Origin of the sequence: Serratia sp. CY47444, assembly GCF_052168635.1 — a bacterium.
In the GTDB taxonomy this organism is placed as follows: Bacteria; Pseudomonadota; Gammaproteobacteria; order Enterobacterales; family Enterobacteriaceae; genus Serratia; species Serratia bockelmannii.
Genome location: NZ_JBJNMH010000005.1, coordinates 1 through 13,049 on the forward strand (window position 1 = coordinate 1; position 13,049 = coordinate 13,049).

A 13,049-nucleotide genomic window follows, 5' to 3' on the forward strand; every position below is an offset into this window, starting at 1 on the left:
TTTCAGGTTCAACAGGTGCGGACTTCATCGTGGCGCGGGTAACGCAGTGTTCCCCATCAGACGCCGTATAGATTTAAGCAAGCCCATCATAAATCAAAATCGGTGTTGCAAAAACGGGGATGACCATAGATTTTTATGGGCGGAAACCGCGTTTACGACGCGGTCTTGATGCTTTCGGCGCTGCGCAACCGGTCGTAAGCCGCCGCCAGCAACAGCACCAGCAGCGTAGGCTGCAGCCAGACCAGACCCTGTTCGGCCAGCGGCAGCTTATCGAACCAGACGGGCAGCAGGCTGCTGAAGCTGGAGGCTTTCAGGCCGTCGGCGAGGCCAAACACCAGGCTGGTAGCGATCACCGGCGCGAAGACGCGCTTGGCGCTGCGCCAGCGGTTCTGGCTGAAGCTGAGCAATACCAGCGCGATGCAGGGTGGATAGATCGCCGTCAGCACCGGCAGCGAGACGCGGATCAGGTTGGCCAGCCCCATGTTGGAGACCAGCATGGCGAAGAGCGCGAGGATAACCACCAGCGTGCGGTAAGAGAGCGGCAGGTAGCGAGAGAAGAAGTCCGCGCAGGCACAGGTCATGCCGACCGCCGTCACCAGGCAGGCGATGAACATCAGTACCGCCATAAAGACGCTGCCCAGATCGCCGAAGGTGTGCTGCACATAGGCGTGCAGGATTGCCGCGCCATCCTGAGCATCGTTCCCGACCAGGCTGCCGCTGCCGGCGCCGAGCTTGAACATGCAGATATAGACCAGCGTCAGGCCGACGCCGGCGATCAGGCTGGCCCAGAGGGTGTAGCGCAGCAGCAGGCCGCTGTCGCTGACGCCGCGCGAGCGGGCGGCGGTGACGATAATCGAGCCGAACATCAACGCCGACAGCGTGTCCATGGTTTGATAACCCTGAACGAAGCCGGTGGAAAACGCCGCGGCCTGATAGCTGCCGACGGCGGAGACCGGCGCACCGGCGGGCCAGACCAGGGCGGCGATGCCGAGCACGGCCAGCGCCAGAATTTTCAGCGGCGCCAGAATATGGCCGACGTTGTCGAGCAAGCGGCCGGGATACAGCGACACGACCATCGCCAGGGTAAAGAACAGCAGGCTGTAGATGAACTGCGGCAGGGCGCCGTCGCCGGTGAAGGGCGCGATGCCGAGGGCGAAAGAAACATTGGCGGTTCGCGGGGTGGCGAACAGCGGGCCCAGCGCCAGATAGCAGACGGTCGCCAACAGCAGGCCGGCTGTGCGGCCGATGGGGCCAGTCAGCAGGCTGATGCTGCCGCCGACGCGCGCCAGCGCGATCACGGCAATCACCGGCAGGGCGACGGCGGTCACCATAAAACCGAGGGCGGCCGGCCACAGATGCTCACCGGACTGCAGCCCCACTAGCGGGGGGAAAATGATGTTGCCGGCGCCGACAAACAGGGCGAAGGTCATAAAGCCCAGGGCGATAATGTCTTTCGGGGATAAACTCTTGGTCATAACGGTATGGCACTGCCTGTATTCATGAAATAAACGGCCTGGCTGCGGAATGAAGCACTGCAGGAGGAGGCGCGTGGGGCAGCGTAAGCCCGCAAAAATTTTCGTCCGGCAGGATATAATAATTCGGCGACAAAAACCTGATTAATCCCGCGCTGTTTACCCCGGCGTGAACCGGCCGCACAGAGGGATCCTGGCGGCCGGCCCGGCAGCGCGTTAGCTCGCGCGCGCCACCATGTCTATCGACAGCGGGATTTCGATATGCGGTTTAAAAGAGTCATACGCGAAGGAGACGTGGCCGTCTTCGACCGGTTTACGGGTGAAAAAGATCAGCATATCACGGGTCGAATGCCGGCGTTTGTCCTGCGCTTCCACCGGTGAGAGGCTGTGTTTGCGCTCATGGTCGACAATCAGCAGGGTATCGAGGAAATGCCGATGCTGTATTTCGCCCAAAATCCATTCCGGCCGGGCGCGATCGAATTTGATCCCGCTGGTTTCGCGCATATCGTGAATAAAGGTCTTGGCGCTGTCGTCGGTCATGTTGTCGCAGCCGAGGAAGGTCGTCATGGTGTGGTCGACGCCGTCGCTGTGTACGCCTTCCAGCGCCGGTTCGCCCAACATCTGCGGCGTGGTGACGGTGCGCAGGTTGAACACCGTGCAGACAAATTTGTTGATTTCCTGATTAAGCCGGGGGCGCGGCGTCACGCTCACGCCATCGATCACGTAGGCTTTGAATTTCATCAGTGCCTGAAATGCCGTATTCAACTGCAGATCGTCGTTGATGCCGCGGAAATGGCGCACCTTTCCCGAATCGTAGCGGATGAAGTCTTCCTCGACCGAGAGCACGAAAGGCTGGAACTCCAGCCGCTCAATCTGGGCGCGATCGAAGTCGAAACAGAAGCGGCCGTTTCTGGACTTGCGGAAAGGCAGTGTGGGATCGTCCGCCAGATTGGCGCTGACCTGCTGCAGCCTGGCAAAATCTTCCGGCCGCGCGCCCAGCGCCAGCAGGATCGCTTGCATGGTGGCGCCGGGGATAAAGGCTGAACGGTGTTCCTGGTACGCCTTCTTAACTTCATCAAGCAGGGATAACTGTCGCATTTCTCGGTGGCCTCACGAATGATGTGGCGATTATAAAATCTTGCTGCCGATCTCCACGTCGACATCGGGTTTCAGCAAGACAGTGCCTTGATCCCGGGTGACCGCGGCAAGTACCAGCACTTCAGATTTAAATCCGGCAACCCGCCTGGCGGGGAAATTAACGACGGAGATGACTTTTTTTCCAAGCAGATCATCTTCCTGATAGTTTTCGCATAATTGCGCCGAGCTGTTTTTAATGCCAATTTCTTCGCCGAAATCAATGCGCAGCTTATAGGCGGGTTTTAATGCCTTGTCGTTATATTCCACGGAAATAATTTCGCCAATACGCATATCCAGTTTCATAAAATCAGTGATTTCGGCCATGAGTCAGTCCAGTTAATTAAGTGGCTTCAGGAAGGCTAGCAAAGGGGAATTATTCCGACAATGCCGCCAGGAGGGGAATAGTTATACCGGATGTAGCAATTAATTTACATTATCGTAACGTGGTGGGATTAATTATAAGCTTGGTGAATTATATAAGATTGAAACTTCATTATTTCCCGCAATTATGTTCACCACGCCTGCTTGGTGCCAGCGTCGATACTGTTAAGCCCGTGTTAAATTGGTTAGTATGCTCTGCATTAATTCATCAACGGCATTTTTTAGGTAGTGATATGGAAATAACCCAGCGCGAAAAACGCGATCGGCGAAAGGCATTTATTGCGCCGTTTTTCCTGATATTAATTTGGTCGACCGGTTTTATTGCCGCGCGGGCGGTGGCGGATCATGCCGATCCCAACCTTTTCCTGACCTTTCGCTTTTTGATCGCCGCGGCAGTATTCGCTCTGCTGGCGCTGCATTGCGCCTGGCCCAAGGGGCGACAGTTCGTAATGCACCTGCTGACCGGCATGTTGATGAACGGTGTTTACCTTGCCGCAAGCTGGTGGGCGGTGGCGAACGGCCTGGCAGCCGGAGTGATGTCGCTGATCGGCGGATTGCAGCCGCTGTTTACCGCGCTGATTTTCGCGCTGGTGCTGCGTAAGCCGATCGGGTTACGTTCCTGGGCCGGGCTGGCGGTCGGTTTTATCGGCGTTGCGCTGGTGCTCTCCCCGCGGCTGACCGGCATCGACGTCGGCAATATGGCGCTGCTGCCGATCCTGATGGGGTTTGGCAGCATCGTTGCGCTGACGATAGGCATCATGGTGCAGAAGTCTTCGCTGGCGGCGGCCGATCTGCGGGCGGCAGGCGCCATTCAGCACCTCGGCGCGGCGATCGTGACCGGCGTACTGGCGGCCGTAATGGGCTCAGGCGCCTGGGACAATTCGCCAACGCTGTGGTTCTCGCTGCTGTGGTCGGCCGGCGTGTTGTCGCTGGGCGGCACCGCGCTGTTCATTTGGATGGTGCGCCACGGCGATTTGACTCGCATTACCGCGCTGATGCTGCTGGTGCCGCCGGCGGCGGCGCTGCAGGCTTACGCGCTGTTTGGTGAGGCGTTGTCGCTGGTGCAGCTGGCGGGATTTGTTCTGACGCTGCTGGGGGTTGCCATCGTACAGCGAATTCGCCTGCTGCGGCGCTCTCACCTGGCCGAATAGTCTGCGATAGGAAGTGCTGTAAAGCCCGCGCTGCCGGGCTTTTTATTGGCTGAAAAACGTCCAACCTCACAAAACCGAAAGATAACAAGCAACGCCGTTGCCTCGTCATAAATATTAACTGTATGTTAATTTTTGGTTTATTAAATGTGATCAGGGGATGGATGATGATGAAAAAAATCAGCGCGACCGTAGCTGCTATCACCTTACTGGGCTCCGTTTCCGCCTATGCGGCCTTCCCGGCGGGCTACCCCGCCGACTATCAGAAACTGGTCGACGGCGCGAAGAAAGAAGGCAAGGTGGTGATTTATTCAACCACCGACACCAAGGCGGCGGCGCCGCTGATCCAGGGGTTCGAGGCGTTGTATCCGGGCATCAAGGTCGAATACAACGACATGAACAGCACCGAACTGTATAACCGCTTTATCAGCGAGCAGGCGGCCGGCGGCACCAGCGGCGACCTGGTGTGGAGTTCGTCGATGGACACCATTTTGAAACTGGCGGGCGATTACGCGCAGGAGTATGCCTCTCCGGAGCGGGCTCAGCTGCCAAAATGGGCGGTATGGCAAGATAAAGTGTATGGCACCACCTATGAGCCGGTGGTGTTTATCTATAACAAACGGCTGATCCCGCAGGGCGATGTGCCGGATTCACACGCGGCGCTGGCTAAACTGATCGCCGGCCAGACGGACAAATTCAAGAAGAAAGTCACCACCTACGACATCGAAAAATCCGGCGTCGGCTTCATGCTGTCGGTGCAGGACTTCAAGGCCGATCCTAACTACTTCAAAACGCTGGCCGACGTGGCCAAGGGCGGGCTGGCGGTGCAATCTTCCACCGGCACCATGATGGAGCGCGTCTCCTCCGGTGAAAACCTGATCGGCTTCAATATCCTCGGTTCATACGCCGAGGCCCGCGCCAAGAGCGATCCGTCGCTCGGCATCGTCTATCCGAAAGACTATACCCTGGTGCTGTCGCGCGTGAGCTTCATCAGCAAAGAGGCCGGCAACCCTAATGCCGCCAAGCTGTGGTTCGACTACGTGCTGTCGGAGAAAGGGCAAAATATTCTCGCCAATCAGGCGGATATCCCCTCGATCCGCAACGACATCGAAGGCAAGAACGACATCGATGGCATGACCAAGCTGTTGGGTAACGCGCTCAAGCCGATCCCGGTCGATGACAGCCTGCTGGAATATCTGCAGCCGGCCAAACGTCTCGACTACATCAAACAATGGCGCGCCGCCGCGGCGAAATAACAGGGACTGCATTCGGACGCGCGCCTGCCGCACGGGCGCGCGCCCTTTGGTCGTCGTTTACAACCATAGGGAGCATTTATGCAAGCATGGCGCAGAAAGTGGCAGAGCCTGCCGCGCGGCCTGGTGGTGTTGATAACCGCGCTGGTTATCTATGTCCCCCTGTCGTTTATCATCATTCAAAGCTTCCTCTCGGCTCCGTTTTTCTCTCCCTCCAAGGTCTTCAGCCTGGAGGCCTTCGAGTTCATCTTTACCGATCCGGATTTCTACAAGGCGCTGAAAAGCGGCTTTATTCTGGCATTCGGCCTGGTGATTATCGCCATCCCGCTCGGCGGCATTTTGGCCTTTCTGATGGTGCGCACCGATCTGCCGGGGCGGCGGATCATCGAACCGCTGATTCTGGTACCGATCTTCGTGTCGCCGATGGTGCTGGGTTTCGGTTACGTGGTGGCGGCGGGGCCGGTCGGCTTCTTCTCGCTGTGGGCGGAAGCGTTGCTGGGTTTCGTGCCGTGGAACATCTATTCGATGGCCAGCATCGTGGTGATAGCCGGGTTGACGCACGTGCCCCACGCGTATCTGTACATCTCCTCGGCGCTGCGCAGCGTGGGCTCCGACGTTGAAGAAGCGGCGCGCACCGCCGGCGCTACGCCGCTGCAGGTGATGACCGCCGTCAGCCTGCCGATGGTGCGGCCGTCTATCTTGTACGCCGGGGTGCTGCTGTTCTTCCTCGGGCTGGAGGTGTTCGGCCTGATGCTGGTGCTAGGCGATCCGGAAGGCAACCTGGTGCTGGCGACCTACCTGTATCAGTTGACCAACAAGCTGGGCACGCCTTCTTACCACCTGATGGCGGCGGTGGCGGTGGTGTTGATCTGCATCACCATTCCGCTGGTGATGCTGCAGCGCCGGCTGATGCGCACCGCCAACCGCTTCGTCACCGTCAAGGGCAAAGCCTCGCAGGCGCGCGCGCTGCCGCTCGGCAAATGGCGCTGGGTGGCCGGCGCGGTGGTGATGTTCTGGCTGACCGTGACCATCGGCGTGCCGCTGATCGGCGTGGTGCTGCGCGCCTTTATCTCCAACTGGGGCGTGGGCGTGTCTGTCTGGGACGAACTGTCGATCAACACCTTCCGCACCATCTGGGCGCAACCCAACCTGCTGCGCGCCATCGTCAACTCGATGGCGATCGGGGTGATCGGCGGGGCGCTGGCGGTGGCGTGCTATCTGTTTATCGGCATTGCCATGCACCGCAAGCCGGATGGCGCCACGCGCTTCCTCGACTACAGCGTGCTGGTGCCGCGCGCGGTGCCGGGGCTGTTGGCCGGCCTGGCGTTCCTGTGGGTGTTTCTGTTCCTGCCGATGTGGCTGGACAAATCGCTTAAGGAAGGCTGGCTGTCAGTGCTGCCGATGGCCGAGTGGCTGCGCGAGAACGTGATCGTCTGGTTGCGTTCGCTGCGCAGCACCATCTTCAGCGTCTGGCTGGCCTACACCGTGGTGTGGATGGCTTACGGCCTGCGGCTGATCTCTTCTACGCTGCTGCAGGTGGGACCGGAGCTGGAGGAGGCGGCGCGCAGCGCCGGCGCCAGCCGCGGTCAGATCACCCGCCACGTCACCATTCCGCTGTCGCGCTACGGCCTGATCGGCTCCTGGTTGCTGATGTTCCTGATCTTTGAACGCGAATATTCCACCGGGGTGTATCTGCTGTCTCCGGGCACAGAAACCATCGGCTCGATGCTGGTTTCCCTGTGGGCCGCGGGCGCTATCGATATCGTCGCCGCGCTGTCGTTCATCAATATCCTGCTGGTGGTGTTGGGGCTGGGGATCGCCTTGCGCTTTGGAGTGAAATTACATGATTGAACTTTCGGTAGAGAATCTGCATTTGACCTATGGCGACAACCCGGTGTTGAAAGGGGTGTCGATGGATCTGAAACGGGGCGAAGTGGTCTCGCTGCTGGGCCCGTCGGGCAGCGGCAAAACCACGCTGCTGCGGGCGGTAGCCGGGCTGGAGAAACCGAGCCAGGGGCGGATCGTCATCGGCAACAGCGCGGTGTACAACGGCAGCGCACGCAGTGAAATTCCCGCCGAAGAGCGCAATCTGGGGCTGGTGTTTCAGTCCTACGCCCTGTGGCCGCATAAAACGGTGTTTGAGAACGTCGCTTACCCGCTGAAACTGCGTAAGACTGCCTCGGCGGAAATCGCCCAGCGGGTGCAGGCGGTGCTGGATCAGCTCGGGCTGGGGCATTTGGCCAAACGCCATCCGCACCAACTCTCCGGCGGCCAACAGCAGCGCGTGGCGATCGGGCGCGCGCTGGTCTACAACCCGCCGGTGATCCTGCTGGATGAGCCGCTGTCCAACCTTGACGCCAAGCTGCGCGAAGAGGCGCGAGTATTCCTGCGCGAGTTGATCATCAAGCTCGGTCTGTCGGCGCTGATGGTGACCCACGATCAGAACGAGGCGATGGCCATTTCCGATCGCATCCTGCTGCTCAATAACGGCAAAATCGAACAGCAGGGCACGCCGCAGGAGATGTACGGTTCGCCCACCACGCTGTTCACCGCCGAGTTCATGGGCAGCAACAACCGGTTGCCGGGCAAGGTCGTCGCGCTGGAAGGCGATCGGGCGCGCATCGAAGGTAAGGATTGGGCGCTGTGGGGCAAAGCGGGCGAAGGCGTGCAGGTCGGGCAGGAGGGCACGGCGGTGATCCGCGTCGAGCGCGTGCGGTTGGGCGAAGATCCGCAGGGCAACCAGCTTGAGCTGCCGTTGCTGACCAGCATGTATCTCGGCGATCGCTGGGAATACCTGTTCCGCACCGTGGCCGAAGATTTCGTGGTGCGTGCCTATGGCCACGAGGCGCGCGATCAAACGCTGTGCCGGCTCTCCCTGCCGGCCGAGCATTTGTGGATATTCCCGAAAGCTTAACCAGGACGCCCGCCGATGCGGGCGCTCCGTTTACAGAGTTAAACCGCTAGCAGCGATCTTTTCTGGGCGGTGTACGTTTCCCGGCTGGCAACGTCGGCGAAAGTGCGGGTGACGGTCGAATTTTTGCGCGACTATTTTCGTGAGCACTACGGCGAAACGGGGCCGGCGAGCGAAAATTCGTCGCGGTCTTGAGGCCAAAAATGTGCGCCAGATCATCTTATGCTCGTAAAACTCCCGTCCGTTACCTGAGGAACTGTCGCACCTGTTCCTTTTGCCAAAACTTTGGTTTATGCTCAGCTGAAGCGTTTCAGTTGAAGCACTCTTCAACAGAAATGCCGATGTGACGGCGGTGAAAAACCGCTGAAGCGCGGGAATAATGCAAACTCGGCGATTCACAGCGGGCGGTACGATCCACTACTCTATGCGGGTTAGTGAGACAACCAGTCAGCGCCGGGCGGCGCCGGTGAGTCACCCGGCGTGGACGGCCCTTTTTCAGGAGCAGCATGACCATCCGCATAGCGATAAACGGCTTTGGCCGCATCGGCCGCAGCGTATTGCGCGCACTGTACGAATCGGGACGACGGGCGGAAATCTCCGTGGTGGCGATCAACGAGCTGGCGAACGCCGAAGGCATGGCCCATCTGCTGAAGTACGATTCCAGCCACGGCCGCTTTGCGTGGGATGTGCGGCAAGAGTGCGACACGCTGAGCGTCGGAGACGACGCGATTCGCCTGTTGCATCAGCCGGCGGTGGAGCAGTTGCCCTGGGGCGAACTGGGCGTCGACGTGGTGCTGGACTGCAGCGGCGTGTACGGCAGCCGGGCGGATGGCGAAGCCCATCTGGCGGCGGGGGCGAAGAAAGTGCTGTTCGCCCATCCGGGCGGCAACGATCTGGACGCCACCATCGTGTTTGGCGTCAACCATCAGACGCTGCTGGCGGAACACCGCATCGTGTCCAACGCCTCGTGCACCACCAACTGCATTATTCCGGTGATCAAGCTGCTGGACGACGCCTACAGCATCGAGTCCGGCACCGTGACCACCATTCACTCGGCGATGAACGATCAGCCGGTGATCGACGCGTATCACGCGGATTTGCGGCGCACCCGCGCGGCGAGCCAGTCGATCATTCCGGTCGATACCAAGCTGGCCGCGGGCATCACCCGCATCTTCCCGCAGTTTTGCGATCGCTTCGAGGCTATCTCGGTGCGCGTGCCGACCATCAACGTGACGGCTATCGATCTTAGCGTCAGCGTGAGCGCCGCGGTGAAGGTGGCGGAGGTCAACCAGCTGTTGCAAAAGGCCGCACGGGAATCATTTCGTGGTATAGTTGACTACACGGAATTACCATTGGTCTCGATTGATTTTAACCATGACCCGCACAGCGCTATCGTCGACGGTACGCAGACCCGGGTCAGCGGGCAGCACCTGATAAAGACCTTGGTCTGGTGCGACAATGAATGGGGCTTTGCCAATCGGATGTTGGATACAACACGGGCAATGGCCGCCAGCGGTTTCTAGTACGGCGGCGCCGGCGTGATGGGCGCGCTGCTCAGGCAATTTTATAGAGATTCAATAAAGAGGGTTCACCATGTCTGTAATTAAGATGACCGATCTGGATCTGGCGGGTAAACGCGTACTGATCCGCTCCGATCTGAACGTGCCGGTAAAAGACGGTAAAGTGACTTCCGACGCGCGTATCCGCGCTTCCCTGCCGACTATCGAAGCTGCGCTGAAGCAAGGCGCCCGCGTGATGGTAACCTCCCACCTGGGTCGTCCTACCGAAGGCGAGTACAACGAAGAATTCTCCCTGCTGCCTGTGGTCAACTACCTGAAAGATCATCTGAAATCCCCAGTGCGTCTGGCGAAGGATTATCTGGATGGCGTCGACGTCGCCGAAGGCGAACTGGTGGTGCTGGAAAACGTTCGCTTCAACAAGGGCGAGAAGAAAGACGACGAAACCCTGTCCAAGAAATACGCGGCGCTGTGCGACGTGTACGTGATGGACGCGTTCGGCACCGCGCACCGCGCGCAGGCTTCCACCCACGGCGTGGGCAAGTTCGCGCCTGTCGCCTGTGCCGGCCCGCTGCTGTCCGCCGAGCTGGAAGCGCTGGGCAAGGCCCTGGGCAACCCGGCCCGTCCGATGGTCGCCATCGTGGGCGGCTCTAAAGTCTCCACCAAACTGACCGTGCTGGATTCCCTGTCCAAAATCGCCGATCAGCTGATCGTCGGCGGCGGCATCGCCAACACCTTCGTGGCGGCGCAGGGCAACAACGTGGGCCAGTCCCTGTACGAACCGGATCTGATCCCGAACGCGCAGAAACTGCTGGAAACCTGCGACATCCCGGTTCCGACCGACGTGCGCGTGGCGACCGAGTTCTCTGAAACCGCGACCGCGACCGTGAAGCAGGCCAACGAGATCCAGGACAACGAGCAAATTCTGGATATGGGCGACGTCTCTGCCGAGCGTCTGGCCGTTATCCTGAAGAACGCCAAGACCATTCTGTGGAATGGCCCGGTTGGCGTATTCGAGTTCCCTAACTTCCGTAAGGGCACCGAAATTGTCGCCCGCGCGATCGCCGATAGCGACGCTTTCTCTATCGCTGGCGGCGGCGACACTCTGGCAGCCATCGATCTGTTCGGTATCGCTGACAAAATTTCCTACATCTCCACCGGCGGTGGCGCATTCCTGGAATTCGTTGAAGGGAAACCGCTGCCTGCAGTCGTGATGCTGGAAGAGCGCGCTAAGCAGTAATTCAGACAACGGGAGGCGAAAGCCGCCCGTTTGTTTTATACCGCGCGGCTCACGCTGCGCGGCGTGAAAACATCGATTTACATCCATCTACGGCCGACGAAACAGGACAAAGTAACATGTCTAAAATTTTTGATTTCGTAAAACCGGGTGTCATCACGGGTGATGACGTTCAGAAAGTCTTCGCAGTTGCTAAAGAGAACAACTTTGCGCTGCCAGCGGTAAACTGCGTGGGTACCGACTCCATCAACGCAGTGCTGGAAGCCGCGGCTAAAGTGCGCGCGCCGGTTATCGTTCAGTTCTCCAACGGCGGCGCCGCGTTCATCGCCGGCAAAGACGTGAAGACCGATGTGCCTCAGGGTGCAGCGATTCTGGGCGCTATCTCTGGCGCACACCACGTTCACCAGATGGCTGAACACTACGGCGTGCCGGTGATCCTGCACACCGACCACTGCGCGAAGAAACTGCTGCCATGGCTGGACGGTCTGCTGGACGCCGGCGAGAAGCACTTCGCCGCTACCGGCAAACCGCTGTTCTCTTCCCACATGATCGATCTGTCTGAAGAATCTCTGGAAGAAAACATCGAGATCTGCAGCGCCTACCTGAAGCGCATGGCCAAAATCGGCATGACGTTGGAAATCGAACTGGGCTGCACCGGCGGTGAAGAAGATGGCGTGGACAACAGCCATATGGACGCTTCCGCACTGTACACCCAGCCGGAAGACGTGGCTTACGCGTACGAAAAACTGAACGCCATCAGCCCGCGCTTCACCATCGCAGCCTCCTTCGGTAACGTGCACGGCGTGTACAAGCCAGGCAACGTTAAGCTGACTCCGACCATCCTGCGTGATTCTCAGGACTACGTGTCCAAGAAATTCAACCTGCCGCACAACAGCCTGAACTTCGTGTTCCACGGCGGTTCCGGTTCTACCGACGCAGAGATCAAAGAGTCTGTGGGTTACGGCGTGATCAAAATGAACATCGACACCGACACCCAATGGGCGACCTGGGATGGCATCCTGCAGTACTACAAAGCGAACGAAGCTTACCTGCAGGGCCAGCTGGGCAACCCGAAAGGCGCCGATCAGCCGAACAAGAAATACTACGATCCACGCGTATGGCTGCGCGCAGCGCAGACCAGCATGGTGACGCGTCTGGAGCAGGCTTTCAAAGATCTGAACGCGGTAGACGTTCTGTAATCTTCGGCACCTGTTGCACGTGCATAAGGCTCCCTGCGGGGAGCCTTTTTCGTTTTCAGCCCAGCAGGCCGGCACCGACGTTGATCGACAGGCCCAGGATCAGCATGTTGAACACGAACGAAATAACCGACTGCACGAGCGCGATTTTACGCACCTCCGCGGCGCCGACCGCCACGTCGGCCGTTTGCGACGCGACCGCGATGGTGAAGGAGAAGTAGGCGAAGTCCAGATAGGTCGGCTCGGTGAGATTGCCGGGAAACAGCAGCGGCAAAGGATCCTGCTGCGCGCCCTGGCGATAAAATTGGTGGGCATAGTGCATGGTGAAGGCGGTCGGCAGCAACAGCCAGGAGACCACCAGCGTGGCGCCGGTCAGCAGCAAATGCAGCGTTTTCAGCGAGTCGCTGGCCTGTTTGGCGCTGCTCAATTCGAACAGGATCGCCAGAATGCTCACCAGACAACCGAAACTGACCAGCGCCAACACCGTGCTGGCGCTTTCATCCTGTCGCCGAGCGATCTGGCGAATGTGCTGCGGTGTGCTGACCAGCATCAGCCGCCAAAGAAACAGCAGATAGAGCCAGGCCAGCGTATTCCAGCCGATCATCAGGCGCTGCAGCAACGAGAGCTGGGCGGGCAGCAGCAGAAAGCACAGCAGCCCGGCGCCGACGGAAAACAGCAGCCTGGGCCGCACTTGCCAATAGTGTTTGAGCGAAGAGCGAATGTGCATGAAGAACGGATCCCTTGTCGTGAAATAGCCAACGCGCTGTTTTCAGCATAGAAGACGCGGCGGGCGGTTT

General features: G+C 59.3%; 11 protein-coding genes and 1 pseudogene. 8 read left to right on the forward strand and 4 right to left on the reverse strand.

Annotated elements, in window-relative coordinates; genetic code table 11:
* Positions 1–152 precede the first annotated feature (152 nt).
* The 3 genes from brnQ to ACJ8IL_RS09345 all read right to left on the reverse strand — a co-directional run bounded on the left by brnQ (position 153) and on the right by ACJ8IL_RS09345 (position 2,933).
* Positions 153–1,475, reverse strand: a complete 1,323-nt coding sequence (gene brnQ / locus ACJ8IL_RS09335) for a branched-chain amino acid transport system II carrier protein (RefSeq protein WP_406903674.1) — start codon at positions 1,473–1,475, stop codon at positions 153–155.
* Positions 1,476–1,688: 213 nt separating this feature from the next.
* Positions 1,689–2,570, reverse strand: coding sequence for a 2OG-Fe dioxygenase family protein (locus tag ACJ8IL_RS09340; protein ID WP_025304191.1), 882 nt, complete (start codon positions 2,568–2,570; stop codon positions 1,689–1,691).
* Between the two features lie 30 nt (positions 2,571–2,600).
* Positions 2,601–2,933 carry a tRNA-binding protein gene (locus ACJ8IL_RS09345; RefSeq protein ID WP_025304190.1) on the reverse strand — a complete coding sequence of 111 codons (333 nt, stop codon included), beginning with the start codon at positions 2,931–2,933 and terminating at the stop codon, positions 2,601–2,603.
* A gap of 290 nt (positions 2,934–3,223) precedes the next feature.
* On the opposite strand from ACJ8IL_RS09345, the gene ACJ8IL_RS09350 reads away from it, so the two are divergent.
* The 8 genes and pseudogenes from ACJ8IL_RS09350 to fbaA all read left to right on the forward strand — a co-directional run bounded on the left by ACJ8IL_RS09350 (position 3,224) and on the right by fbaA (position 12,255).
* Positions 3,224–4,141 (forward strand): DMT family transporter, encoded by a 918-nt coding sequence (locus ACJ8IL_RS09350; protein WP_060434959.1) that lies wholly within the window; start codon positions 3,224–3,226, stop codon positions 4,139–4,141.
* A 164-nt stretch (positions 4,142–4,305) separates the two neighbouring features.
* Entirely contained in the window at positions 4,306–5,394 is a 1,089-nt protein-coding gene (locus tag ACJ8IL_RS09355) for an ABC transporter substrate-binding protein (protein ID WP_043142713.1), read from the forward strand.
* A 78-nt stretch (positions 5,395–5,472) separates the two neighbouring features.
* The gene (locus tag ACJ8IL_RS09360; RefSeq protein WP_025304187.1) at positions 5,473–7,242 is read left to right on the forward strand and encodes an ABC transporter permease; all 1,770 of its coding nucleotides are present in this window, start codon (positions 5,473–5,475) and stop codon (positions 7,240–7,242) included.
* Positions 7,235–8,305 carry an ABC transporter ATP-binding protein gene (locus ACJ8IL_RS09365; RefSeq protein WP_043142690.1) on the forward strand — a complete coding sequence of 357 codons (1,071 nt, stop codon included), beginning with the start codon at positions 7,235–7,237 and terminating at the stop codon, positions 8,303–8,305. The genes ACJ8IL_RS09360 and ACJ8IL_RS09365 overlap by 8 nt, the downstream gene beginning before the upstream one ends.
* Positions 8,306–8,368: 63 nt before the next feature.
* A pseudogene (locus tag ACJ8IL_RS09370) lies at positions 8,369–8,497 on the forward strand (LysR family transcriptional regulator); the annotation flags it as partial.
* A 311-nt stretch (positions 8,498–8,808) separates the two neighbouring features.
* A complete protein-coding gene (gene epd, locus ACJ8IL_RS09375) occupies positions 8,809–9,825 on the forward strand; it encodes an erythrose-4-phosphate dehydrogenase (protein ID WP_004931582.1) in 1,017 nt (338 codons plus the stop codon).
* Between the two features lie 70 nt (positions 9,826–9,895).
* Positions 9,896–11,059 carry a phosphoglycerate kinase gene (gene pgk / locus ACJ8IL_RS09380; RefSeq protein ID WP_025160206.1) on the forward strand — a complete coding sequence of 388 codons (1,164 nt, stop codon included), beginning with the start codon at positions 9,896–9,898 and terminating at the stop codon, positions 11,057–11,059.
* 116 nt (positions 11,060–11,175) lie between these two features.
* A complete protein-coding gene (gene fbaA / locus ACJ8IL_RS09385) occupies positions 11,176–12,255 on the forward strand; it encodes a class II fructose-bisphosphate aldolase (RefSeq protein WP_435967848.1) in 1,080 nt (359 codons plus the stop codon).
* Positions 12,256–12,310: 55 nt separating this feature from the next.
* Here fbaA and ACJ8IL_RS09390 read toward each other — a convergent pair whose 3' ends face one another.
* Complete coding sequence (locus tag ACJ8IL_RS09390) at positions 12,311–12,979, reverse strand: DUF1345 domain-containing protein (protein WP_060434961.1); 669 nt, start codon at positions 12,977–12,979, stop codon at positions 12,311–12,313.
* Positions 12,980–13,049: the final 70 nt, after the last annotated feature.

Bases quoted from the DNA above. Each gene is read 5' to 3' on its own strand.
- brnQ (WP_406903674.1), bottom strand. From the start codon at position 1,475: ATGACCAAGAGTTTATCCCCGAAAGACATTATCGCCCTGGGCTTTATG.
- ACJ8IL_RS09340 (WP_025304191.1), bottom strand. From the start codon at position 2,570: ATGCGACAGTTATCCCTGCTTGATGAAGTTAAGAAGGCGTACCAGGAA.
- ACJ8IL_RS09345 (WP_025304190.1), bottom strand. From the start codon at position 2,933: ATGGCCGAAATCACTGATTTTATGAAACTGGATATGCGTATTGGCGAA.
- ACJ8IL_RS09350 (WP_060434959.1), top strand. From the start codon at position 3,224: ATGGAAATAACCCAGCGCGAAAAACGCGATCGGCGAAAGGCATTTATT.
- ACJ8IL_RS09355 (WP_043142713.1), top strand. From the start codon at position 4,306: ATGATGAAAAAAATCAGCGCGACCGTAGCTGCTATCACCTTACTGGGC.
- ACJ8IL_RS09360 (WP_025304187.1), top strand. From the start codon at position 5,473: ATGCAAGCATGGCGCAGAAAGTGGCAGAGCCTGCCGCGCGGCCTGGTG.
- ACJ8IL_RS09365 (WP_043142690.1), top strand. From the start codon at position 7,235: ATGATTGAACTTTCGGTAGAGAATCTGCATTTGACCTATGGCGACAAC.
- epd (WP_004931582.1), top strand. From the start codon at position 8,809: ATGACCATCCGCATAGCGATAAACGGCTTTGGCCGCATCGGCCGCAGC.
- pgk (WP_025160206.1), top strand. From the start codon at position 9,896: ATGTCTGTAATTAAGATGACCGATCTGGATCTGGCGGGTAAACGCGTA.
- fbaA (WP_435967848.1), top strand. From the start codon at position 11,176: ATGTCTAAAATTTTTGATTTCGTAAAACCGGGTGTCATCACGGGTGAT.
- ACJ8IL_RS09390 (WP_060434961.1), bottom strand. From the start codon at position 12,979: ATGCACATTCGCTCTTCGCTCAAACACTATTGGCAAGTGCGGCCCAGG.